Source organism: Cohnella cellulosilytica (assembly GCF_042431195.1).
Taxonomy (GTDB): Bacteria; Bacillota; Bacilli; order Paenibacillales; family Paenibacillaceae; genus Cohnella; species Cohnella cellulosilytica.
In genome coordinates this window covers 58,303-82,422 of the sequence record NZ_JBHMDN010000018.1, presented here as the reverse complement: position 1 = coordinate 82,422, position 24,120 = coordinate 58,303, and the positions used below count along the sequence as shown (strand labels likewise).

The window sequence follows — 24,120 nt, the reverse complement described above, 5'->3', positions numbered from 1 at the left end:
ATTAAAAGCGAAGGGCCGTCCTCTGGAGGCCGCGGAGGCTTACGCCAGCCGCGTCTCAAGGACGGCCCTTCGCTATTGCTTCTACTCTCCGCCGGCGCCTTCTGCGGCCAACGTCTTCGCGGCGTCTTTATCCGTCAGGATGGCCGCATTGTGCGCTTGGGCGAATTCGTTCGGCGTAATCTCCTTGCCGAACAGCGCCTGGATCTCGTTCAGATGAACTTCGGCGGCGTTCGAGGCCATCTGCACGTCGGCAAACAGCGTAAACCTCGTCGCGCTGTTCACTTCGTCGAGCAGGTCAACGTACAGCTGCGGAAGCTCGACTTGCGACGTGTTCACCTTCGTAGCCGGAATGACGCCTGCCCCGGTTACGGATTCTTCGCCCCAGCGCTTCACGAAATAACTGACGAACTTTTTCGCTTCCTCTTTGACCGGCGAATTCTCGGCGACGAACAGGCCGACGCCCGGACCGCCTACCCAGCTGTCGATATGGCTCTTGCCGCCGTCGATAGTCGGGAATTTGAAGAAACCGATGTTGTCGCGCAGCGATTGCTGGACGTCCTGGTTGGTCGTATAGTTCGGAAGCTCCCATGTTCCGATCAGATACATGGCCGCCCCGCCCAAAGCGAAATCGACTTTGACCTCGTCGTTCGACAGGCCGTTGAAGCCTTTGTTAAAGGCGTTCATATCCACCAGATCCTGAACCCGCTTCGCCGCTTCGACAAGCCCCGAATCGGTGAAGGAGCCCGTGCCCTGAATCGCGTCCGCAAGCGTCTGGGCGCCGGCGATGCGGTCGGCCAAATACATGTACCACAGCGAACCCGTCCAGCGATCCTTGTTGCCCAGAGCGATCGGCTCTACGCCGTTGGCCGCAAGCGTCCTCACGATCTGCAGAAACTCGTCGTAAGTCGTGGGGATCTGCAAGCCGTATTGCGCGAATATTTTTTTGTTGTAGTAGATCGGAGCGATATTGAACTCCAGCGGCAGCGCGTAAATATGATCGTCCACCGTATACGCTTCCAAAGTTCCCGCAACGAACGAATCCTTCAGGCCGTTCTGCAGCACTTCGTCGAGCGGCGTGAACAACCTGCCCTCGACGAATGGCTGAAGATATCCGGCCGCCCACGTCATGCCGACATCCGGCAGCTCGTTGACGGCGGAAATCACTTTGATCTTGGCTTTATACCGTTCATTATCAAGCACTTCCTGCTTGATGGTGACGTTGGGATTCTCCGCCTGATACTCTGCGATAATTTCGTTCACGACCTGGTGTTGGCCCGGTGCGCCCGCTCCCGGCCACAGGTGCATCATATTGATGGTCACCTTCTCGTCCCCCGCCGCGTACGGAACGTGATCGTTCGTCTTTTTCCCGCAACCGGACGCCACCAGGGCCAGACCAACCGCAAGTGCCATTAGCGCTCGAATTTTTGTATGCACGTTCGTATCCTCCACCAAACGTCGTGCCAATTCCGCAGAATGCTTGGACGATTACTCTTTCACTCCGCCAAGCGCCACGCCCGCGATAATATATCTCGACAACAGGAAGTATATCACAAACAGCGGCAGCGTGGTCAGCGCCAGTCCCAAATAAATCGAACCGAACTCCGTCTTGTAAATATCGCCTTTCAGCAAGCTGACCATAACCGGCAGCGTATATTTGTCCTTCTGCGTCAGAAGGATGAGCGGCATAAACAGGTTGTTCCAGTTGGCCACGAAGGCGAAGATCGCCTGCGTCGCCACCGCCGGAATCATGATCGGCATCACGATCCGGTTAAAGGTATGGAATTCGCCCGATCCGTCGATTCTCGCCGCCTCCACCATCTCGATCGACAGCGTGGCGAGCAGGTACTGCCGCATGAAGAACACCACCGCCGGGGCCGCGATCGCCGGCAGAATCAACGGCAGGAAATTGTTCGTCCAGTGCAATTGGTACATGAACTGGTAGAAGCCGATAGCGCTGGCTTGCGCCGGGATCATCATGACGCACATGATAAACGTGAAGAACGACTGGCGCATCTTCCAATTGTATACCGTGAGCCCGTAAGCGGTCAGAGACGAGAAATAAACCGTTAACACGGTCGCGGCGCCGGAGATGATCAGCGAGTTAAAAAATCCCTGAATGGGATCGAAGCTCTTGTCCATCAACACTTTCCAGTTGGTTGCCAAGTGCGACGAAGGAAGCAGGGAGAGACCGCTTTGGATTTCCGGCGTGGAACGCGTCGCGTTTACGAACATAATCCAGAACGGCATAATGCTGAGCAGCGCCAGAAAAATAAGCACGATGTAAATAATCGTCTTGTTGACGCCCCTGACGACGCTCCCGCTCTCCTTCCTTGCGTTGGCGTTCAGGGAGACGGTTCCGTTTCTTTCCACATTGGCCACGAATTACGCCCCCCTTGCCGCTGCTTTTGCAGCTTTTCTGATCTTCTTTTCCTGCTTCCTGATCAGGCCCGCGTCGCGGTCGCGCATCGCGTAAAACATAATTGCGGACAGCACCGCCGCGATCAGGAACATGATCATGCTTGCCGCCGCCGCGCGGTTGTACAGGTAGCTGCCCTTGAACGCCTGTCCGTAGATGAACACGGACGTTGTCAGCGTGGCGTTGTCGGGGCCTCCGCCCGGAGCGATGAACAGCTGCGGAATATCGAACATTTGCAAGCCGCCGATCATCGACACGATCATAACGTACAGAAGGATCGTGCGAAGGCTCGGCAGCGTGATGCGGAAGAACGTCTGAAACCCGTTCGCCCCGTCAATCGCCGCAGACTCGAAGAGCGCGGGATTGATCCCCATCACGCCCGCGACAAGAACAATCATCGTATTGCCGTACCACATCCAGAATTGGATGAACGACACGATGCCGCGCGCCGTCGTCTTGTCCTGCAGGAAGAAGATCGGCCCGTCGGACCAGCCCATCAATTCGAACAAGCTGTTCACAGGCCCCATCGGGTAAGCGAACAACGTGCTGAAAAGCACGGCGATCGTGCTCGCCGTGATAATATTCGGCATATAGAGCAAAACTTTAAACGCGCCCTGTCCCCGAATCCGGAGACGCTGGTTCGTAAACCAGGCGGCCAGCAAAAGCGCGAGAGCGATCTGAGGAATGAAGTTCACGATCCAGAGCAGCGCGGTGTTCGACAGCGACGTCCGGAAAGCGACATTATGGTAAATCAGATCCGTGAAGTTCTTGAACGGATTGTCCAGAATCTGAATCGGCTTGGGTATCAATCCTTGCAAATTAGTGAACCCGATTGCTGCGGTGTATAAAATGGGATACAGCGAGAAAACCAGGAACGCAAATATGAACGGAAGACTGAAAATATAGCCGTATTTCGAATAGTTGACTCCTTTGCGCCGCATGACTCTCACCCCATCGATTAATATGAAGGGGCGGGAAATTTCACCCGCCCCTTCGGCGCTTTGTTATTCGCTGTCGATATCCAATTCGTCTTTGACCCGTTGCTTGAAGTCCGAGATCGCTTGGTCGCGGGACTTGTTGCCCGCGGTATATTCGCGTACTTGATCGCGCCAGATGCTATTAATCGATTCGTCGAATTGAGTCAAGTTTTTGCCGGAAGCGTTGGCGTTGGCCGGAACGAACACGTCGAACATGTTTTGTCCGCCGAGAAGATCGATTTCGCCGTTGGACTTGGACATGACGACCGCCGATGCGACGCTGTCTTTCGTGCCTTGCTCGCCGTCCTTCATCGTGCCGTTAGCCCAGTAGTTCTGCAGGCCGGTATCGGAAGTGTCGAGCGTCACCCAGTGGATGAAGTCGGCAACGGCCGCCTTCTTGGCGTCGTCCTTGGCAACGTCCTTGTTGGCCAGCAGCCAGGTGCCGCCCCAGAAGAAGCCTGTCGGTGGCTCGGTAACCGCCCAGTCGCCGTTCGTGTCTTTGACTTGACCGTTCATCACGTAGTTGATGAGCCAAGCGGGACCGAAGAAGCCGAAGATCGGTTGTTGGCCGGAGCCGGACATATCCGCGTACCAGGCTTCCGTCCAGTCTTGCGTATCGTTATGGAAGCCGTTGTCTTTCAGCTTCTTGGAGAGGTCGAGGAATTGTTCGCGCTTCGTATCGATATGAAGCTTGCCGTCTACGAGCCAGCCCACGTCGGAGCTGTTCTCGATCGGGTGCCAGATATCGCCGTCGCCAGATACGATACCGTAGCCTTTGGCTTTCAGCTTGGCGGCCGCTTCGAAGAATTTATCCCAGCCGGGACCGATTTCGTTCTTGATCGTTGTCGGATCGTCCGTGCCGAAAGTGTCCTGGGCCAGCGAGCGGCGATAGATGAACGCGCCACCTGTCGCTTGATAGCCGAGAGCTTTCAGTTGACCGTCCTTGCTGCCGATATCGACCGAGTATTGCGCGATATCGGCTTCCTTCACCATATCGTCGGTCAGACCGAGATCCGCGTAGTTGGCCGCGTAATCGGATGCGTCGCCCTGCGTGTACTTCAGCACGAATGCGGCTTCCGCAGCGTAGAGGTCCGGGGCGTCCTTGCCGCCGGCGGCAAGCGCTTGGTCAAGCGCCGGCTGATAAGCGCCGTCCGTCGTGGCGATAATCGTCGTCTTGAACTCGACGTTCGCGTCCGGATGCGTTTCCAGATACTTGGCCGTCATGTTCGGAATTTCGTCCGTGAAGCTCCAGAGATTGACCGTGACTTTCTCTTTGGGTTTGTCTCCCCCCGAAGGCTCGGTGCTGCTGCTTCCCCCCGTGCTTGGACTCGAGCTTGCGCCTGCGTTGCTGTTCGAATTCGAGTTTCCGCCGCAAGCGGCGAGAACGGAAGTCAACAGTAAAATTGCAGTGGTCGCAGTTAAAAAGCGTTTCATACCATGTCCTCCCTTTTGTATACATACAGTTACTTTGTAACCGCTCTCACAATTATAATATTTGTGGTGTAAGCGCATAAGTAACCGACGATTGGGAGAAATTCCACTTTTATTGGATAGATTGCCCGGTATCCAGAATCCGATGCCGATACTGGCTGGGGCTCGAGCCTTCGTTTTCTTTAAACACCTTAATGAAGTATTTGGCCGTCTGGTATCCGACCTTCTCGGCGATTTCCCAGATCGGCATGCTGGTCGTGACCAGCAGCTCCTTGGCCTTCTGCAATCTTCTAAGCGTCACGTAATCGCTGAAGGTCACGCCCGTCTGCTCCTTGAACAATACGCTGAAATAGCTCGCGTTCAGGTGCAGTTGATCCGCCACCTGCTTCATGCTGATCGCTTCGTGAAGATGGGCGTAAATGTAATCGATGGCGTCCTTGATCGCCGTGCCGTAACGCGCTTCGTCCCGGCCGACTTCAAGCAGCTTCGGATCGACAAGCTTCTCCATCGCGTCGATGCGCTCCCTTCCGCTGTCGAGCTCGAGCGCGCGCTGCACGGCGTCGATCAACAGGGATTTGTCGAGCGGCTTGAGAATATATTCGAACGCCCCGAGCTGCAGCGATTTCTTCGCGTATTCGAACTCGGCATATCCCGAGATGACAATGACGACGGGCAGCCGCCCGCGCTCGGACAACGTCTCCAGCATCTGCAGGCCGTCGACCTCCGGCATGCGGACATCCGTGATAAGAATATGGGCCGTATTCGATTTCAGCCATTCCAGCGCCTCGACTCCGCTCGCGGCGGTCTCGATTCGATGCCGGCCCGCCGACCAGGCGTCGAGCGTCTTCTGGATGCCGAGGCGCGTGCGCGGTTCGTCGTCCACGATTAACAGGGTTTTCAAGACAGTTCGTCCCCTTCCGAAGGAATCGTAATTTCGAAGCTTACCGTTGTGCCTGCGCCGGCCTTGCTGTCAATTTGCAAACCGCCGGCGCGCTCCGCCGTGTTCGGATAATACAGCCTGAGGCGCCGCTGCACGTTGGACATGGCCACCCCCGCTCCATTCTTCGGATCCTGCGAGGCCGCGCCCTCGATGCTTTGCATAAGCAGGCTCAGCGTCTCTTCGTCCATGCCGAGTCCGTCGTCGATGACGGCGATCGTCGCAATGCCCGGCCTGGCGGAAAATACGCGGATCGTCACCGATCCGGGCCCGATGCGGCTCTCGACGCCGTGCAGAATCGCGTTCTCCACCAGCGGCTGAATGATCAGCTTCGGAATCGGCGTCTGCAGCAAGCGTTCGTCCGCGTCGATGCTCCAATTCAAGCGATCGACCAGACGCATTTTCATAATCTGCAAATAGCGCTGCGCGTGCTCCAATTCGTCGCGGATCGTCACCCGCTCTTCGTTGCCCGCCGCGCTGCCGATGACATAGCGGAACAATCCGGACATGGCGAGAATCGTCCGGGCCAGCTCGCTTTCCTCTTTTTCCTCCAACGACCAATAGAAGGCTTCCAGCGTGTTGAACAGAAAATGGGGGTTGATCTGCGCCTGCAGCGCCTTGAGCTCCGTGCGGCTCTGCGTAATTTCCTTCTCGTAGACGACTTGGATCAGCTCGTTCATGTGGGTAACCATCTGGTTGTAGGTATTGTTCAGCTCGTTGATTTCCAGCGTCCGGAAACGGTTGCGGCCGGCGGGAATCAGTCTCAGCCCTCCGAATTTGGCGCCGCGCATGCTTCTTCTCAGCCGCTGAATGGGCCGCGTTATCATCGTCGACAGCAGCAGCGTCAACAGCAGGAAAGCGAACGCGGCGATGCCGATGGACACGTAAATCGCCGTTCGCAGCACGGAAATCCCCTCCGTCGCCGCCTCGACCGGCATGAGCAGCACCAGTCTCCAGCCGGCCACATCGGAATGCTGCCGGACGGCGAGCATCCGCTCCTGTCCGATCATCACGGTGCTTCCGGCTTGCGCGAGCACCGATTGCGCCGCTTCGTCGTCGATATCCGATATGATCGGGTTGCCCTCGCTGTCGCTCAGCAGCATGAACTCCCTGCTTCTGGCCGGATCGTTCTTGGCCTCCGGTCCGTACATATCGAAGTATTCCCGGTTGATATGAACGACCAGATAACCGCCAGGCAAGTAAGAATTGTCCATCAAATTGATACGGCGAATGGCGAGCACCGTGTCCGGCACGCGCGAGTCCATGCCGATCCAGGCGATGCGCCCCTTCTGATCGTTCGCGGCCGCAAGCTCTTCCCCGGATATGCGGTTGATGCTGGAATCGTCCAGCGGGAACAGCCGCCGGTTGTCCAGCGTGTACAGCTCCAGCGAGCTGATGCCGGAGGAATAGGCCATATAGTTGTTGGCGATCTGCAGCAGCGACTGGCGTTCGTTAAAATTCGACGGCATTCCCTGCACTTCTTTTAACAGCAGCTTCTGCACGTAGGAATCCGCGGATACCTGGGTCGTCAGCGAATCGATCTGCTTCAGCAGCGCGTCCAGTCTCCCGTTGGCTTGAATCGCGGTCTGCTGGATATGCTTGGCCGCGCTCTGCCTGAGAAGTACGGAAACCTCGCGGTAAATAAAGGCGCCCGCAAACGTAAGCACAAGGATCATCGTCAGCGTAAAGCCGACGAAAATCTGGTTTCTCAGGGTGTTGATCTCTCGCATATTGATGAGCCGATCCGCCCACTTTCTCACATGCACCCATTCCTCGCTTTTAGTAGATCTAGGTCCAACGTACCTTATTCAAAATGGAGTGTCAAACGATTCCGCGGCGCCTACAGCTAATTTTTTTGGTATTAAACCTAAGATCAAGGGGCTGCGGCGCGCGGCAAAAAACGATAGAATAGGAAGGTATGCGATTATTTTAACGGAGATGATAGGCCTATGTCGAAGCCGGTCAAACGCAACGAACCGCTCGTCACCCATATTTATACCGCCGATCCGTCGGCGCATGTATTCGAAGGCAAGCTGTATATCTATCCTTCGCACGATCTCGATCACGAACAGGTATCGAACGACAACGGCGATCAATACGATATGGAGGACTACCACGTTCTGTCGCTGGCGGACGAGAATTCTCCTTGCGTCGACCACGGGGAAGCGCTCCATCTGCGCGATATTCCCTGGGCAAAGCAGCAGCTGTGGGCGCCGGACGCCGCTTACAAGAACGGCACCTATTATTTGTTCTTCCCGGCGCGCGATCACGACCACGTCTTCCGCATCGGCGTAGCGACCGGCGCTTCGCCGGCCGGTCCGTTCGCGCCGCAGCCGAGCTATATTCCCGGCAGTTTCAGCATCGACCCCGCCGTTCTCGTGGAAGGGGATAAAGCCTATATGTATTTCGGGGGCTTATGGGGCGGACAGCTGGAGAAATGGCAGACCGGCGAATTCGTCGCGGATGCCGCGGGACCGGCGCCCGACGCGCCCGCCCTCGGTCCGCGAGTGGCCGAGCTGAGCGACGATATGCTGACGTTCAAGGAAACGCCGCGCGAAATTTCGATTGTCGATTCGTCCGGCCGGCCTCTTCTGGCCGGCGACGAGGACAGACGCTATTTCGAAGGCCCGTGGATGCACAAGTACAACGGCAAATATTATCTCTCGTATTCGACCGGCAGCACACACAAGCTCGTCTACGCGATCGGCGACAATCCGTATGGGCCGTTCGTCTTCCAGGGCACGATCTTGACGCCGGTCATCGGCTGGACGACCCATCATTCGATCGTCGAATTTCAGGGTAAATGGTATCTGTTCTACCACGACAGCTCCTTGTCCGGCGGCGCCGACAACAAGCGCTGCGTGAAATTCACCGAATTGAAGTACAACGCCGACGGCACGATCCGGACGATCGAGCCGTACGGGCCATAAGCTCCCGCTCCGCTTCGGAGAAGCTTACGCAAGCCAAAAGAGGCTGTCCCCTAAGCCAATCAAGCCGCTTTAAAAGATAATCGATGAACAAGGTGAAAGGGGTATGTATCTCCTTCCGATGCTATACGCTCCTGAAATGGGAAGGATTAACCCGTTAATCAGTGATTTCAGGAGCGTATGAGGCATTCTCCAGGAGACACATACCCCTTCTTTGTCTATCGATCATCTTAAGCGGCTCTGCTTAGGGCACAGCCCGTTTTGAGCGTGAAGCCGAAAGCTATTTCCCTGCATAATACCAATAAGTAAAAACGGCCTCGCCTTCGTTAACGAAGACCTCGATGGTTTTCGTGTCGCGCAGCACCCGGACCGAGTCGATCCTGGAGCTGTATTCAACGGGGAAGGCGACGTTGTCGGCTTTAATCCGGATTTTATCGTCCTCGACAACGACCAGCTCATCGGAGCCGCTCAGCAGTCCTTGCGCTTCCTCGACCGGGTACGCGCGCAGCTTGCCGTCCTTCATGCTCAGCTCGCACGGAATCGTCAATGCGCCCGCATAGTCCGTGCCGCCGTTAAGCTTCTCGTCCTTGTTGAACAGCCAGCCGATGAGGATTCTGCGGCCCCGATGATCCTGGAAAGTCTGCGGCGCATAGTAGTGCGGCCCGATATGGGGCGTGTGCAGCGAATAGTTCGTCAGCTTCTTGCCGTCGAAGTCGCCGTAGGCAAACATCGTCGAACGGGTGTCGCAATTCATTTGCGAGAACATCAGCAAATACTTGTCCTCGAACGGGAAGAAATCGGGACATTCCAGAATGCCTCCGAACTGCGCTCCCTCGAACAGAACGCCTTCGTAGTCCCATTCCAGCAGGTTTTGCGATTTGTACAGCAGGATTTTGCCGATGCCGTCCTTCCCGGACGCGACGACCATATAGTAGGCTCCGTTCATGTACGTAACCTTGGGATCGCGGAAGTCGGCGCTGGCTTCGGCGGGAAACAATCCGATGACGGGGTTGCCGTCGTATTTGTCGAAGCGGACTCCGTCGCGGCTCATCGCCACCGATTGCGTCTGGCCATGCCGATCCGATACCGAGGTATAGATGAGATACAGCACGTCGTCCTTCACGACGGCGCAGCCGGAGAAGCAGCCGCCCTGCTTGCTGTCCTCGTACTCCCGGTCGGGATAGAGCGCGATCGGAAGCTCCTCCCAATGGACCAGATCCTCGCTGACCGCATGTCCCCAGTGCATCTGTCCCCAGCGGGGAGCGAACGGATAATGCTGGAAGAAGGCGTGGTATTTCCCCTGGAAAAAGACCAGACCGTTGGGGTCGTTGATCCAGCCGGTTCGAGGCTCGAAGTGATACTTGAGACGTTCTGCCATTCGGTATAACCTCCATTATATAGGGTGGGCTCTGCGTCCTATCTCGGCCAGCGCTCTTCACGGGCTGCGAATTCCCCGAATGGCCGATGAGGCTCGGTTTGATACCAGTAAGCGACGGTCGCCACGTCGTCCTGCCGTTCGAACAGACCGCGGTGGCTCACGCCGATCTGCTGCAGCGTCACTCTAAGATCGCTGGAGAAGCGGACAGGGTCCGGCAGATGCCAGCGATAGAATCCCCGCATCGTCGGAGCGTCGTCGTCGTGGCAAGGATGAGTGACGGTCTGGTCCGCGGCGGAATGATACGGATAGCCCATATAAGGCGTGGAGTAATTCACCTCTCTCATTTTGCCGTGCTCGTCGTAAGCGGCAAAGCTCCATGCGCCCCCGAAATAATCCTCGGTTCCGGTTCCGCAGATCGTCGGAAACTCGTCGTCCCCGTCGATGAAAAATTTCATCTCTCCTTCGCCCCACCAGTATCTTTCCAGCGTGGTCAGGGCAAGGTAGGTTCCCACGTAACGGCCCTTTCCTTTTACCCCGTCCAACACCACGTAGTCCTTCTTCTTCTCCGTAATCGGCTGTCTGCGCCACTGCGCATGGAAATAAGCCGTATTCTCCGGAAGCGAAGGATATTTGCAGTAATCGATCTGATAAAAGAAGGCCGGAATCGCTTCGTCCGATTGATTCTCGACCGTGATCCTGGCATGCTTGCGGAAAGGCATCGACCAATAGCAATTCATCCCCCGATTGGGAATCACGACGACCGGTATGGAATTGACGCTGGTCCCCTGAGCGAATCCGCAGCAGAAGAAGTCGCCGAGAGGCGCTTCCACGGAAGGCGTCGTCTCGTCGTCCCAGTACATTCTGAGCACGATATCGCGCAGCACGAAGGGATTGCGGTCGCTCGTCTTGTTCGTGACGGTTATCCAAATATGCTCAATGACCCCCGGTCCGTCGATATCCATCAGCACCGCCGTATCGCCCGGCTTGATCTCCGGCAGGCATGGCGAGCCTTTGCGGGATTGACCGAGGCTGCTGCTGGCCATCCCTCCTTTGCCCTTCTCCCCTCGGGGATTTTCCGCGGTAATCGCGCGGCTTTCCCCGTCATCCAACAGGGACAGACGTCCAAGATCCGTATTCATATCCATTCTCCTTTATCCTTTGATACCCGTCAATGCAATACCGTCCATAAAGTATCGCTGACCGATAAAGTAAACGATGATGGCGGGAAGAATAACGACGGCGGAGGCGGCCATCATCAGGTGCCATTCCGCGTTATACATCCCTTGGAATTGCCGCAAGCCCAACGCGACGGTGTATTTATCGGGCGTGCTGATATAGACCAGCGGCCCCAGAAAATCGTTCCACGCCCCCATGAAAGCAAACAGCCCTACAACGATCAACGCGGACTTGGACAGCGGCAGCACCACTTTCAGGAAAATCGTAAAAGCGCTCGCGCCGTCCATAATCGCGGCCTCGTCCAGATCCTGCGGAAGGGTCGTATAAAACTGCCGCAGCAGAAAAACGTTGGCCATGCCGCCGCCGAACCAGGCGGGAATAATAAGCGGCGCGTAGGTATCGGTAAGCCCCAAGGCGCTCCACCCGATAAAGGTAGGGATAAGCGTGACGGCAAAGGGAAGCATCATCCCGGTCATCAAGATGCCGAAGACGGTATCGCGTCCCTTCCACTTCAATCGGGCGAAAGCGAACGCGCTGATCGAGCTGGAGATCAAGGTTCCGGCAACAACTCCCGCGACGATCAAGGCGGTGTTCAAAAAGTACCGGGCAAACGGAAGGATCGTCAGCGCCTGCGCATAGTTATCCCAGTGGATCGGATGCGGAACCCACACCGGCGGCATTTCGAATATTTGCACCGTATCCATCAGCGAGCTGCGGACAAGCCAGTAGAGAGGCAGCAGCGCGAAGACCGCTCCGCCGAGCAGCATCATATAAATTAAAAATTTAACGGTTGTTTTCCGATTTTGGTAATAGGAATTCGATTTAACCTTCATTCGCGCACCTACTTGTTCTCATAGTGGACCCACGAATTGGACGATTTGAAGATCAAAGCCGTGGCCGCCATGATGATGATAAACAGCACCCAGGCGATGGCGGACGAGCTGCCAAGCCTTGAGAACTCGAAAGCCTCGCGATACAGGTAGAAGACATAGAACAGGCTGGAATTGTTGGGCCCTCCGTTGGTCATGATGTAAGCTTGCGAGAAGACCTGGAAGGACCCGATCAGCGCCATGATGACATTGTAGAAAATAATCGGCGTCATCGTGGGCAGCGTAATATGCCTGAACTTGTGCCAAGAGCTGCCCCCGTCGATATCGACGGCCTCGTACATCTGCTTCGAGATGTTCTTCAAGCTGGCCAGGAAAATGATGGTCGTGCCGCCGGTCGACCACATGCTCATTCCGGCCAGCGTCGGGATGACCGTCTCTTCCGCATAGATCCACTGCGACGTAGGCAGTCCCGTCATTCTCAGCAGCTCATTGGCCAAGCCCAAATCGGGATCCAGAATCCACAACCAGATCATGGAGAGGGCGACCGCCGGCACGATGGAGGGCAAATAAAAAATCGTTCTCCACGTGGACATGCCGCGCACGTTCTGATTGAGCAGGATGGCGAGCAGAAAAGCATAAACGATCTGCATGGGCACGCTAAGCAAAACATAATAGGTCGTGACCCACAAAGATTTGTAAAAATACGGGTCCTGACCGCCGAACATGCGGCTGTAGTTATCCAGTCCGATAAAATCCGCGCCGCCCGTGACCGAGTAATCGGTAAAGCTGAACACCAGGCTCGCGATCATCGGACCGATCGTGAAGATAAGAAAGCCCAATATCGCCGGCGCGGCAAACAGGTAGCCGGTTGCGTTGTTCCGCAGGGCCGCCTTCTTGCTTCCCGCTGCCGGATTCATCGTCTTGGCCGTCACAAGAATTCGGCCTCCTTTCGGTAAATCCTCTCGTATCCCTCCTCGCCGCGCGGGCCTCGCGGGCTTCGCTTCAAGGAGGGATAGCGGATGTTCAAGCGCGGTCAGTCGTCGAAATACCAGCCTTTAATCAACGGCTTAACCTTCCCGACTACGCCGTCCAGCGCTTGCCGGGCCGTCTTCTTGCCCGCCCATACCTCGTCCAGCGCCGAGGAGACCATCGGCTCGATCTCGGCAAAGTTTTTAACCCCCTGCTCCGGAGCCAGTACCGCGTTCTCATAGGTGGATTTCATGACGGCATCCTGGAAGCCCGCGGGACGACCCGGCAGCATTTCGCTGGCCCACGTCTCGATCAGCTCGGGATTCGTGTAATACTCCTCATACTGCGGCAGCCATAGCCCTTGATGCAGACTCAGCACGCGCTTCGGATCCGTTATCCAGGCGTAGAACTTGACCGTGGCGTCCAGATTCTTGGCATTCTTATAGATGATCAACGAGCCGCCGTGGAAGAAGGTCTTGTAGCTGCCGCCCATCCGAGGCAGAACGCCTACGCCCCAATCCATGTCCGTCTTGGCCAAATCCGCGTGAACCCAGCTGCCGTCCACGGTCATGGCCACGCGCTTGGACTGCAGCGCCGTAGCCGGAGCCGGAATGCTCTTGGCCGCCGACGGCGTCGGATTGACGTGGTGCACGTTGATCAGATCGGCCAGCTTCTGAATCGCGTCCGCCGCTTCGGGCTTGTTCAGCCCGAACTCCGCGCCGTCCTCGGACAAGTAGTTGCCGCCGTTGGAGAGAACGAGAGGCATATAGCCGTTCCAGCCCGTGCTGAACTTGATGCCGTACTGTTTGATGTTCTTCTCGTCAAAGTTCGGATCCAGGGCGTTGCGGCCCTTCTTGTCCAGCGTCAGCTGCTTGGCGACCTGAACGAATTCGTCCCAGCTCCAGGCTTCCTCCGCCTTGGTTGGCGGCAATTCGACGCCAAGCTCTTCGAAAATTTGCTTGTTGTAGACGAGGGAAGGCGTTACGCTGGCCTGGAACGGACCGGCGCTCTTGTCGGGCGCCCACTTCCATTCGTTGTACTTGAGCAAGCCGTCCTGATTGATCTCGGGATACTGCTTGGCCAGCTCGTTGAACTCGTAGATATAACCGTCTTCGCCAAGCTTGAGCTTCCAGGGGCCGGAGTAGCTCATGTCGGGCGCCTCGTTGCCCGCGATCATGGCCGTCAGCTTCGTATAGAAATCGCCGCCGGGAACGTTGATGCCCTCGATCTTGATGTCCGGATTGGCGGCCTCGAAATCGGCGATCGCCTGCTCCACGGCCGCCTTCTCCGCCGGCGAGCCCCAGTACATGAATTTGACGGAGGATTTGCCTCCGGATTGGGAAGCCGGAGCGGCCGAGGAGGCCTCGGCATCGTTCGGCGCGGAAGCCCCCGTCCCCTCTTGAGGCTTGCCGCTGCAGCCGACGATCGCGGTGAACATTACGGCCGCAAGCGCTGTCATTAACCCTTTTCTAAACGTGAACATAAAGCACTCTCCCTCTCTCGCTTTCTATGAAATACAACCCCGCATGCTTCGTTGCGAGTTCATTATAACGTGGACGAAAAATCGAATTATACGGGAATCTTTTTGGATGGTAGGTGTAAATTTACGCACGTGTGGAAAGCGATTTCAAAATGACTTGAAAATAACGGAATTAAGCAAAAAACGAACAGAGACCCTCTGTTCGCTCCCGCTCGTTCCCTTATGCGCCCCGTGAATCGGGAATGAGGATCGTCGTTCGGGTCCCCCGGCCCAGCTCGCTTTTCACCTCGAAGCGGACGGCTTCTCCGTAAATCAGCTGAAGACGTTGGTACACGTTTTTGATGCCGATATGCTCGTTCTTGTTTTCAAAGAAACCCGCGACCTGCTCCTCGCTCATTCCGTCTCCGTTATCCTCCACCGTAAACATCATGCCCTCCCGGGCGAGCCGGCCGGTAATGGCAATCATGCCGCCGCGGTCGCGGCTTTTGAACGCGTGGATGATGCTGTTTTCCAGAATGGGCTGAAGAAACAGCTTCGGAACGAGAAGATCCATCAGCTCCTCCTCGATCGAGCATTCGATCTGGAATTCGTCGTCATCGTATCTGCACTTCATAATGTAGATGTACTGGTTAAGCCATGCCAGATCCTCGCGCAGCGGCTTCATTTCCTTGCGGTTATCGGCGGTGTAGTTCAGCATTCGGGACAACGCGACAATCATCTCTTCCGTCTTCTCATGCTCGCCGTTCAGGCTGGCCAATTGGATGACGTTTAACGTGTTGTACAGAAAATGCGGATTAAGCTGGGTGGTGAGAATCGCAATCTCGCTTTCGCGCTGTCTGATTTTAGAAATATAATTTTCATCGATCAGCTTCTTGATCTGCCCGCTCATGTCGTTGAAACGGTCGACCATAAAGTCGAATTCCGGAATGCGGGTATACTTGGCCGTTACGTTAAAATTGCCGATGCCGACGCTTTTGATCGTTTTCAGCACCTGATTCAGCGATTGTCTGAACTTCCGCGTCAGCATGACGGACAGGGATACGGCAACGAGCAGCGCCAGCACGGAAAACAGAAAAATATCGTTGCGGATGCGATGCAGAACATCCTTCAACAACGAGCTGCGGGGAATCGTGACCATCGTTACCCATCCCGTCGCGTCGGAGGTGTCGTAGCTGATAATGGTATTTTCCCCGTCGATGTTCAGGTAATCGACTCCCGAGTCTTTGGCGATGAGCGGATAAATCCACGGGCGGTTGTACGTGGTTCCTATACGCGCGGGATTGCTGTGCGAAACGATCCGTCCATCGGCGTCAAAAACCATGTATTCCGAGCCTTCGGGCAGAATCAAACTCTCCATCTCCGAACGGTAAGTCTCGTCCGTGAAGCTGATCACCAGCGTGGGATGAAGCTTGAAGCGGTCAAGCTTCTCCGTCGTGAACTGCTCGGTGATATAGGTAAAATTGGCCACGCGCACCAGGGAGAAAATCATTTCCTGCGGATAATCGGGCTGGTCTTCGGCTTTCTTCCCCATCGCTTTGTTGAAGTTGTAGGTGGGAACATAGAAGCTTCCGCCTTGTTTGCGCGCGGCCAACCGATAAATCTCGCTGTCGTAAAAGGACCTGTCGAAGGTAATGTCGTCCTTCCAGTAACCGAAGGTATGGTCTTCCGTGACGAGCGCGACGGAGGCGATCTGCGGATAGCTGTAAAAATATTTTTTCAGCAGCTCCTGCATCTCCTTATCCGCCTCGGTCAGCTCCAAATACTCGTTAAAGTCCAGCTCGTGCAGCAGACTGTACAATTCCTTGTCGACGAGCAGGTTCAGCGTCGACTCGCGAATGTTGGCGAAGATCAGATCGAGAATTTTGTTCTTGGAGGTGATGTTCTCGTGAACGTTATCCTGGGCCATCTGCGTCATGAACTTCTCCGTAGTCATGTAGGAGCGCCAGGCGAATAAGCACAGCGCCGTCAGAGCGACCAGGATGTAGGACAGAATCAGCGTCGTTTGCAGACCGATTTTGCGGGGAGGTCCGGATCGTATCGTTTTCAAATTTTGTAGTTTCTCCTTCGGTATTCTTCGGGACTGCAGCCGATCCTTTTTTTGAACAGCTTGCCGAAGTAGGCCGAATCGGTGTAACCCACCTTGAGACTGATATCCCCGACCTTGTCGGCCGTCTCGAGCAAATACTTGCAGGCGCGTTCCAGCCGCAGCGCCGTCAAATACTGATTAAAATTTTGTCCCGTTTTTTTCTTGAAGTACAAGCTGAAATAAGAGCTGGTGAAGTAGAACCTCTCCGCCAATTGGCTCAGACTTACCTCCTCGGCAAAATGCTCGTCGATATAATTCAGAGCCAGCGTAATGGCTTCCTCGGATGAATCGTTCGAATGGGAAATGTCGTAAAGCATGAGGCATAGCCCCTCTACGGCCGCTTGCAGAGCTTGCAGGCTCGGGGCTTCCGTAATTCGGGCGTTGAAGCCGGCGATTTCCGGATGGGAATCGCGAGCGGCGATTTTGCTTTGCAAGCCATCGGTCAGCCGCAGCGCCGTCAGCAGCATCAATTCCTTCATCCGGTTCGGGTTCGTCGTGTCATGCGCGCCGAGCTTGCCGAACAGGCCGGACACCGTCTCGGCGACTCGCTCCCGGCTCTCGTATTTGATTGCGTTTGCAAGAAACGCCTCGTGATCGTTAAAGAGCTTCGGCAGATGAATGTCGTTGCGATTCTGGTCGTTGCGATTCTGGTCCTTGAATTCCCCGCAGATCGCATGCGAGTAGAACGTCATCAGCAGCGCATCCCTCGCTTGGGCATACGCCTGGGCGGAGCTGGCGCTTAGCCGGTCAAAGCACTCGCTTACCCCCATCTTGAAAATGCTGGGCAATTCGCGGACGATTCGGTTTATCGCTTCGCGAGCGGCCCCCTGAACAGTCCCTTGGCCGCGGTCGAGAAAAACCATGCCGACAAGCGACACTTCGCCGTCCAGAAGCTGAAATTGGAGACAGGGTCCGACCGGCTTCATCGCTTTGCCGATGGCCGACCGGGTCGCCGCGAAGCAATCGGGACCCAAAATTTGCGCCGCCGACGGAGGAATCTTGATCACGAACAGAAAGCCCGGGAGAGCGTCGGGCACCATTCCCGCCAATTGCCGTCCCTCCTGCTCGTCCAGCTTGCCCTTAACCAGCTTCCCCAGCAGCATATCCATGCCGAGGCCTTGGGTAAGCTGCTGCGCATTTTTCGTCAGGATGCTGTTCTCCGCCTTGTCCAAAGCCGCGTTAAGCTCTTTAATATCGATCGGCTTCATCAGAAAATCAAAGGCTCCGTCGGATAAAGCCCGCTTGGCATACTCGAATTGGGCATGCCCGGTAATCATGATCACCTTCGCCTCGCGATTCGCCTTGTTGATTTCCTGCAGGAGTTCAAGCCCGTCCATATTCGGCATGCGGATATCGGTCAGAACGATATCGATATCCGCTGCCGCCAGCATCTGTCCGGCCGAGCTGCCGTCCCTGGCCTCCAGCAATCGATAGTGGGGCTTGATTCTGTTCAGCAATTGAATAATGCCTTTACGATGAGCGGATTCGTCGTCGACAATCAGAACGTTGTACATATTTTATCCTCTCAGTGTGCATGAGTAGTCACCGTAAGTATAAAATATATATTTAATATTTCAATATGGTTTATGAAACCCGTTACCGGAATCGGTTAGGGCACAAAAAAAACCAACCTGCAAAATGAGACTTCGTCGGTGTCGGTGTTGGCGTCGGTGATTGGGCCGCTACCGCAGCCCCGATCATTCGCCTGGCGCGCGAAATCGCCCCGCAAGGCTGACTGCCTGCGGGGTATGCCCCGGACCGCTAGTTCTCTAGCGGTATAACGGAGCGATTCGATCAATCCGGTTCGTCCAGAGGCCTCCCGAGTAGTTCGACGGCAATCTTTCGATGTCCTCCGGCGTATCGAATCCTCTGGAAAAGTCGCTTCCATCGCCCCCGACGACGATAACACGGGTATCGGCTTGCTCCATCCGATTCAGGAATTTATCCGGCCATCCCCACAGCCATGGCGCGATTTTGTCCGGAACATGCAGCTCGGTATGCTCGCAAGCAGCCGGTACGTACCCGGTCCAAGCAACCGCCAGGTAAGGGATTAGGCAGCTTTTCATCGTCGCTTTCGACATGACGCGCATATCGGGCATCCTTTCCTTCAAAGCGGCGATCGGCTCATCCCCTCCGTAAACGGCGAGCAGACTCTGCTGTCGCTCGGGCAGCTTCGACAGATAGCTAGCAAGAAGTTGGCCTTCCGTAGGGTCGTTGCTTTTCACATCGATCAAAAACGGCTTGTCCGGAAATCGTTCCAGAACCTCCGTCAGCGACGGCATCAAACCCACACCTTTGCCGCGAAAAGGGTACGTCGCGCCGCCATCGGCCGTATAGCCGTATCCGATATCGAATTGCTTCAATTCTGACATGAGATAGTCTTTGGTGACCCCTTCCGCATTCGTCCGGCAGTCTAGCGTCCAGTCGTGAAAAACGGCGAATTGGTCGTCCTTCGTGATATGCACGTCGAATTCCACCACATCCGCGCCGGCCTCGAACGCCGCCTCGATCGAAGAAATCGTATTTTCCAGGTAGGGATGCTCCGGTTCGTAGATTCGCTGCGCGGTACAAGTATCGTTAGCAATGCCTTCCATCACAAAGGTTTGCGCAAGTCCGCGGTGCGCCAATAGAAGCGGGTCTCCGCTGCGCGTTCGCGTAAACAGAGAGCTGTTATTCAAATAAATAAAGACGATAAGCGCCGCGATGAACAGGAAGATTTTGCTTTTAAGGATTTTCTTGAGTCTATTCACCGGCAATCCCCTCCCAAACCGCATCAAGCTGCTGCCGCAAAACGGTCATCATCTTTTCTTCGCCGGCCGTTCCCGACCAGCCAATAAGCGTGTGATAGAAAATGGCGACAAGCACCGAAGCGCTCGCGTTCGCATCGAGGCGGCTCCGGACGGATCCGCCCTCTTTGGCCTTCTCCAGCATGTCGCGAACCGTCTCCTGAAATACGGACAGGTTAGTCAAGCCTTCCTCGTGCGATTCCATGGCCGATTTAATCGTCTCGATCAAGGCAAATCGCAGCAGGTCCGCATGCTGCACGTAAATGTGCATCAACTCGCCGAAAATCTTCAGCAACCGATCTTTCAAGTCCCCCTCCCGATGCTGGCCGACAATTTCGTCCATCCGTTCCGCATAGGAATTGACCAAGTGAAGCAGGACGCTCTCCTTTTTCGGAAAATAGTTAAAAAAGGTGCCTTTGGCGATCCCGCAAATTTTCGTGATTTCGTCTACCGTGACATTGTCGTATCCCTTTTCTTTGAATAGCTGGATGGCATGGCGTACGATTCTTTCCTTCGTATCTTTTTTTCTGGTTTCCCTTAACATCAGCAGTTCCTCCTCCAACAAAAATGACCACGGTCATTTATGACTGTGGTCATTTTACTATTTTTCCGATCGTTTGTAAATCGGACCGCATAAACGCAAATAACCGCCCTCCGATCAGGAGTCGGTTATTTGCCGCTTGTATTGATTCGGAGAAACCTTGAATTTCTTCTTAAACGTCTTGCTCAAATGAAATTCGTCGTAAAACCCGAAATTCAGCGCGACTTCGTGCAGCTTGATATCGGGATGATTCAATAAAAACAGCCGGACGGCTTCCATCTTCATATCGAGCTGATAGGCGTATAAGCTTCTGCCGTATTGGGATTTGAACTGCTTCATGAGCGTGCGTTCGTGCATATAAAACTGATCGGACAGCTGTCTGGCCGTATAAAAACGCTGCGGATTTTGCTGGATGAGCCGAACGATCCGTTCCGCAAGCTTCGGCTTGTCCGCCGCGGAGGCGGAATGCTCGTCCAGCTCCAGCAGCAGCAGATTAAACAGGACGGACAGCTTTACCTCCTTGCGCGGATTTTCGGATAAATACGCATGCACGATTTGCTGGAAAATCTCTTTGATTTTCGGGCTGCCCTGACAGCGAATGACCGTGTCCAGCACGACGTGTCCGGCGTCTTCCTCGCCCGCGACTGTACGATCCTGACCATCATAATTTACATGCAGGTACATCGTCTTCGTATTGGGGCTGCAAGGCGTTAATCCGTAATGATGCTCCCCGGCATGGAGCAGGATCACATCGTCCGGATACAGCTTATAGCCTTGATCGTTCTGATAAATCTCCCAATACCCCTCTTCAATATAAACAAAATCATGCTCTCTCATCACTCTGTCCGGATGCAGCGCTTCGTTCACGTACACATTGCGATTGGCGCTGCCGATGATTCTGTTCGCGTCGATCCGATAAGTTTGCCTCAATCGCCGTCCCTCCGTAAATATCTCATAAGTACATTTTATACATGCTTTAATCCGGTTTATCAATGTGTTTTTCCCAGGAAAACGCCTAAGCTTGAGATAAATTCGATAGGAGGGAATGCGATGAAGAAAATAAACGTGGCGCTTGTGGGACTGGGGTTCGGGGGAGCTTTCGCTGAAATCTATCAATGCCATCCGAACGTAGGATCGATCGGCCTCTATGACGCGAGCAGCGAGTTGACAAGAAAAACGGCGAGCTATTACGGCATCGAGAAAACCTATGGCAGCTTTGAAGAAATTCTCCGCGACGAGTCGATAGACGCCGTTCACCTCGTCACGCCGATTCCCCTGCATGAAGAGCAAACCGTCCAGGTATTGGAAAGCGGCAAACATTGCGCCTGCACCGTGCCGATGGCGATTTCGCTGGACGGCATTCGCCGCATCGCGGAAGCGACGCGCAAATCGGGCAAAAATTATATGATGATGGAGACCGCTCTCTACACGTATCCGTTTTTCTACGTCCGGCAGATGATCGCCAGCGGCGAGCTAGGCACAATTCAGTTCCTGCGCGGCTCCCATTATCAGGATATGTCCAACTGGCCGGACTACTGGCTCGGCCTTCCGCCGATGTATTACGGCACGCACGCCATCGGACCGATGGTCGCCCTCTCCGGTTCGAGAATTAAGCGGGTTCGCTGCGTAGGCTCGGGGACGATGGAGGAGCAATTAACGAAGCGGTACGGCAATCCGTTTCCGATCGAAAGCGCCCATTTCGAATTCGAAAACGGGTTAAAAGGCGAAGCGACCCGTTCGCTGTTCGCGACCGCGCGGGAATATCAGGAGGGCATGTTCGTATACGGAAGCAGCCAAAGCTTCGAATGGGGATTTAAGGATAGCGACAAGCCCTACGTCACAACGGCGCTTCCGGCGGTCGACGGCAGGCGCGGACGCGGCATGACCGTCGAAATTGCGGAAATGCCCAACTATCATCGGTCGCTGCCGCAAGAAATTCAGCGCTTTACGGTCGGCGGCAACTACGATCCGCTTAACCCGCAGGAGTCTCTCCAAAAAGGCGCGGGCGCGGGACATCACGGCTCGCACCCGCATCTGGTGCACGAATTCGTATCCAGCATGATCGACAATCGCAAGCCGTGGATCGACGAGACGCTTGGAGGCAACATCACGGCCGCCGGCATCTGCGCGCACGAATCGGCCATGAACAACGGCGATCCGGTAACCGTTCCGTTATTCGGATAGAAGGGAAGCCGCCGCGGAATCGATGACAAACGTAACGTCGGGGTGAGTCCTTAAGAGACTGGCCGGGCATTCCTCGCTGATCGGACCTTCGATCGTCTGCTTGACCGCCAGCGCTTTTCTCTCCCCCGATGCGACCAGCAGTATTTTGCGGGCCTCCATAATGTCCGCCAAGCCTAAGGTGATCATTTGCGTAGGCGCTTCGTCCCTGCTTAAACGATGATACAGCATCGTGCTCTGTATCGTGGATTCGTGGCTGTCGGCCCGAAAAATACGGGAATCAAACGAGGCGCCGGGCTCGTTGGCTCCCAAATGCCCGTTCACGCCCAGGCCGACGATCTGCAGGTCTCTCGGATATCGGCTCAGCACCTTGGCATAACGGGCGATTTCGGAATCGCTGTCCTCCAGGCTGCCGTCTATCAATTCGATGACTTTGGGACGTTGGTTGATTAAACCGTATAGTTTTTGATTCATGTAGCTGTATACGGTGAACGGCTTGTCCCTGTCCGCGATGTATTCGTCCAGGTTCATAATGACGGCTTCCTCGATATTCAATTCACCCTTATTGATCGCTTCGACCATTAGCTCGAACAATCCGTCGTAGCTGGCTCCGGTTGTCGTATTGATTACCGCGCTTTTGTTTTCTTCCAGCACTTTTGCAACGGTTTTATAGGCCTCGTACGACATTTCTTTATAGTCCGACGTTTTTACGATTTTCAAAATCAACAGCTCCCTTTTCTTTTTAATTTAGATCCAGCGGCAGAATGTTGTTATCCTCGAACCCGTTAAATTTATGGAGAGGAGACTTCAATTGTTCGTTAAGGACAAGCGCCGTCCCGCCGATAATTCCGCTGTCGCTGCCGAGCTGCGGCGAACGAAGGCTGAACGACTGGCTTAGCGGCTCCCAGGAATACTTGGGCAGACATTCCTCGACTTTCGAGACGATTTGCGGATAATATTCGGTCATGGCGCCCATCAGCAAAACGCTTTCAGGGTTATACAGGCAAATCGCGTTAGCGATCGCAATCGCCAAATATTCTCCGGCGCGATCCATGAGCCTTACGGCCGCAGGGTCGTTGTCGTTCGCCGCCGCCACGATCTCGGCGATCGGCTTGCCCGCCTGCTTCTCCAGGGCGGTCGAACAAATAAACGTCTGCAGACAGCCGAACCGGCCGCAATCGCACAGCTGGCCGGTCGGGTCCATAAGGGTATGGCCGATTTCCCCGAGCGTATTGCCGACTCCTCTGAGAATTTCTCCATTCTCAATGACCGCGCTTCCCAGACCGCTTCCGATATGGATGCCGACGACGTGCTTTAACCCTTTGACGCTTCCGAACAAATACTCGGCCAGCAGCGAGGTTTTTACGTTGTTATCGACATATACCGTTAAATTCAGCTTCTCTTCCAAATGCTCGCGTACTTTGACGTTTTTCCAATGAAATTGCGGCACCGCCGCCACATTCCCGTCGGGCCAAGAGACGAGACCCGGAATGCAGACGCCGACGCCAATCATATTCCTGCTGCCGTTAGAGGCGATAAGCTCCAGTATGCGATCGGCGATGCCGTCCAAAACGACCTCATCTTCCTGCTCCATATCGATCGCTTGGTCCCGCCTGCTGATCACCTTCCCGTTGAGGTCGACGACGCCCAATGTAATTCGATCGATATCGACGTCAACCCCGATAACGTGCGCCCCTTGAGGGTTAATCTGCAGAAGGGTCGGCTTGCGGCCGACTTTCCCGGACGTTTGACCCGTTTCAATGACGAGACCGTAATCCATTAGCTCCTTAACGATCTTCCCCACGCTTGTGCCGCTCATTTGCGACGCTTTGGCCAGATCGACCCGAGAAATTTGCCGCGCGTCTCGAATTAAATTAAAGAGCAGCAAGGAATGATGCCGGCGCATCATCGACTGATCGTGCCCTAACCCCTCGAACATGACGAAATTCCTTCCTTCTGAATTGCTAAACTTAATTGATAAACTAAAGTTATTAATTATATTACT

At 55.0% G+C, this 24,120-nt stretch carries 20 protein-coding genes; 2 read left to right on the top strand and 18 right to left on the bottom strand.

The genetic code is table 11. The features are described from left to right. Nucleotides 1–81 precede the first annotated feature (81 nt). The 6 genes from ACFFT4_RS14695 to ACFFT4_RS14670 form a co-directional block, all read right to left on the bottom strand. A complete protein-coding gene (locus ACFFT4_RS14695; RefSeq protein WP_378048803.1) occupies nt 82–1,434 on the bottom strand; it encodes an extracellular solute-binding protein in 1,353 nt (450 codons plus the stop codon). A 51-nt stretch (nt 1,435–1,485) separates the two neighbouring features. Further along, a complete protein-coding gene (locus ACFFT4_RS14690) occupies nt 1,486–2,379 on the bottom strand; it encodes a carbohydrate ABC transporter permease (protein ID WP_378048802.1) in 894 nt (297 codons plus the stop codon). 3 nt (nt 2,380–2,382) lie between these two features. Beyond that, the gene (locus ACFFT4_RS14685) at nt 2,383–3,357 is read right to left on the bottom strand and encodes a carbohydrate ABC transporter permease (RefSeq protein WP_378048800.1); all 975 of its coding nucleotides are present in this window, start codon (nt 3,355–3,357) and stop codon (nt 2,383–2,385) included. A 63-nt stretch (nt 3,358–3,420) separates the two neighbouring features. Beyond that, nucleotides 3,421–4,827, bottom strand: a complete 1,407-nt coding sequence (locus ACFFT4_RS14680) for an ABC transporter substrate-binding protein (protein WP_378048798.1) — start codon at nt 4,825–4,827, stop codon at nt 3,421–3,423. A 109-nt stretch (nt 4,828–4,936) separates the two neighbouring features. Continuing rightward, a complete protein-coding gene (locus tag ACFFT4_RS14675) occupies nt 4,937–5,725 on the bottom strand; it encodes a response regulator transcription factor (protein WP_378048796.1) in 789 nt (262 codons plus the stop codon). Continuing rightward, the gene (locus tag ACFFT4_RS14670) at nt 5,722–7,521 is read right to left on the bottom strand and encodes a sensor histidine kinase (protein ID WP_378048794.1); all 1,800 of its coding nucleotides are present in this window, start codon (nt 7,519–7,521) and stop codon (nt 5,722–5,724) included. Before ACFFT4_RS14670 ends, ACFFT4_RS14675 begins: the two co-directional genes overlap by 4 nt. Before the next feature lie 189 nt (nt 7,522–7,710). Here ACFFT4_RS14670 and ACFFT4_RS14665 point away from each other — a divergent pair, with 189 nt between their 5' ends. Next, nucleotides 7,711–8,691, top strand: coding sequence for a glycoside hydrolase family 43 protein (locus ACFFT4_RS14665; RefSeq protein ID WP_378048793.1), 981 nt, complete (start codon nt 7,711–7,713; stop codon nt 8,689–8,691). Between the two features lie 277 nt (nt 8,692–8,968). Here ACFFT4_RS14665 and ACFFT4_RS14660 read toward each other — a convergent pair whose 3' ends face one another. From ACFFT4_RS14660 to ACFFT4_RS14615, 10 genes are all read right to left on the bottom strand, one after another. Next, entirely contained in the window at nt 8,969–10,066 is a 1,098-nt protein-coding gene (locus ACFFT4_RS14660) for a glycoside hydrolase family 32 protein (RefSeq protein ID WP_378048792.1), read from the bottom strand. A gap of 38 nt (nt 10,067–10,104) precedes the next feature. Beyond that, the gene (locus tag ACFFT4_RS14655; protein WP_378048791.1) at nt 10,105–11,205 is read right to left on the bottom strand and encodes a glycoside hydrolase family 172 protein; all 1,101 of its coding nucleotides are present in this window, start codon (nt 11,203–11,205) and stop codon (nt 10,105–10,107) included. 12 nt (nt 11,206–11,217) lie between these two features. Then, nucleotides 11,218–12,075, bottom strand: a complete 858-nt coding sequence (locus ACFFT4_RS14650) for a carbohydrate ABC transporter permease (RefSeq protein ID WP_378048789.1) — start codon at nt 12,073–12,075, stop codon at nt 11,218–11,220. Nucleotides 12,076–12,083: 8 nt separating this feature from the next. After that, nucleotides 12,084–12,989 carry a carbohydrate ABC transporter permease gene (locus ACFFT4_RS14645; RefSeq protein ID WP_378048896.1) on the bottom strand — a complete coding sequence of 302 codons (906 nt, stop codon included), beginning with the start codon at nt 12,987–12,989 and terminating at the stop codon, nt 12,084–12,086. A 116-nt stretch (nt 12,990–13,105) separates the two neighbouring features. Continuing rightward, nucleotides 13,106–14,524, bottom strand: coding sequence for an ABC transporter substrate-binding protein (locus tag ACFFT4_RS14640; RefSeq protein ID WP_378048786.1), 1,419 nt, complete (start codon nt 14,522–14,524; stop codon nt 13,106–13,108). A gap of 217 nt (nt 14,525–14,741) precedes the next feature. Continuing rightward, on the bottom strand, nt 14,742–16,568 hold the full coding sequence (locus tag ACFFT4_RS14635) for a cache domain-containing sensor histidine kinase (RefSeq protein WP_378048784.1): 1,827 nt from the start codon (nt 16,566–16,568) through the stop codon (nt 14,742–14,744). Then, nucleotides 16,565–18,121 carry a response regulator transcription factor gene (locus ACFFT4_RS14630; RefSeq protein ID WP_378048782.1) on the bottom strand — a complete coding sequence of 519 codons (1,557 nt, stop codon included), beginning with the start codon at nt 18,119–18,121 and terminating at the stop codon, nt 16,565–16,567. The genes ACFFT4_RS14635 and ACFFT4_RS14630 overlap by 4 nt, the downstream gene beginning before the upstream one ends. A gap of 255 nt (nt 18,122–18,376) precedes the next feature. Next, nucleotides 18,377–19,357 (bottom strand): glycerophosphodiester phosphodiesterase family protein, encoded by a 981-nt coding sequence (locus tag ACFFT4_RS14625; RefSeq protein ID WP_378048781.1) that lies wholly within the window; start codon nt 19,355–19,357, stop codon nt 18,377–18,379. Continuing rightward, a complete protein-coding gene (locus ACFFT4_RS14620; RefSeq protein ID WP_378048779.1) occupies nt 19,350–19,937 on the bottom strand; it encodes a TetR/AcrR family transcriptional regulator in 588 nt (195 codons plus the stop codon). Before ACFFT4_RS14620 ends, ACFFT4_RS14625 begins: the two co-directional genes overlap by 8 nt. Nucleotides 19,938–20,051: 114 nt before the next feature. After that, nucleotides 20,052–20,864 carry a helix-turn-helix transcriptional regulator gene (locus tag ACFFT4_RS14615; RefSeq protein WP_378048777.1) on the bottom strand — a complete coding sequence of 271 codons (813 nt, stop codon included), beginning with the start codon at nt 20,862–20,864 and terminating at the stop codon, nt 20,052–20,054. A gap of 120 nt (nt 20,865–20,984) precedes the next feature. On the opposite strand from ACFFT4_RS14615, the gene ACFFT4_RS14610 reads away from it, so the two are divergent. Continuing rightward, nucleotides 20,985–22,118: a Gfo/Idh/MocA family protein gene (locus ACFFT4_RS14610; RefSeq protein ID WP_378048775.1), complete on the top strand. Its 1,134-nt coding sequence runs from the start codon at nt 20,985–20,987 to the stop codon at nt 22,116–22,118. Here ACFFT4_RS14610 and ACFFT4_RS14605 read toward each other — a convergent pair. Both ACFFT4_RS14605 and ACFFT4_RS14600 read right to left on the bottom strand, forming a co-directional pair. Then, complete coding sequence (locus ACFFT4_RS14605) at nt 22,107–22,835, bottom strand: glucosamine-6-phosphate deaminase (protein ID WP_378048773.1); 729 nt, start codon at nt 22,833–22,835, stop codon at nt 22,107–22,109. The genes ACFFT4_RS14610 and ACFFT4_RS14605 overlap by 12 nt on opposite strands. A 22-nt stretch (nt 22,836–22,857) precedes the next feature. After that, nucleotides 22,858–24,054 (bottom strand): ROK family protein, encoded by a 1,197-nt coding sequence (locus ACFFT4_RS14600; protein WP_378048771.1) that lies wholly within the window; start codon nt 24,052–24,054, stop codon nt 22,858–22,860. Between the last annotated feature and the right edge of the window lie 66 nt (nt 24,055–24,120).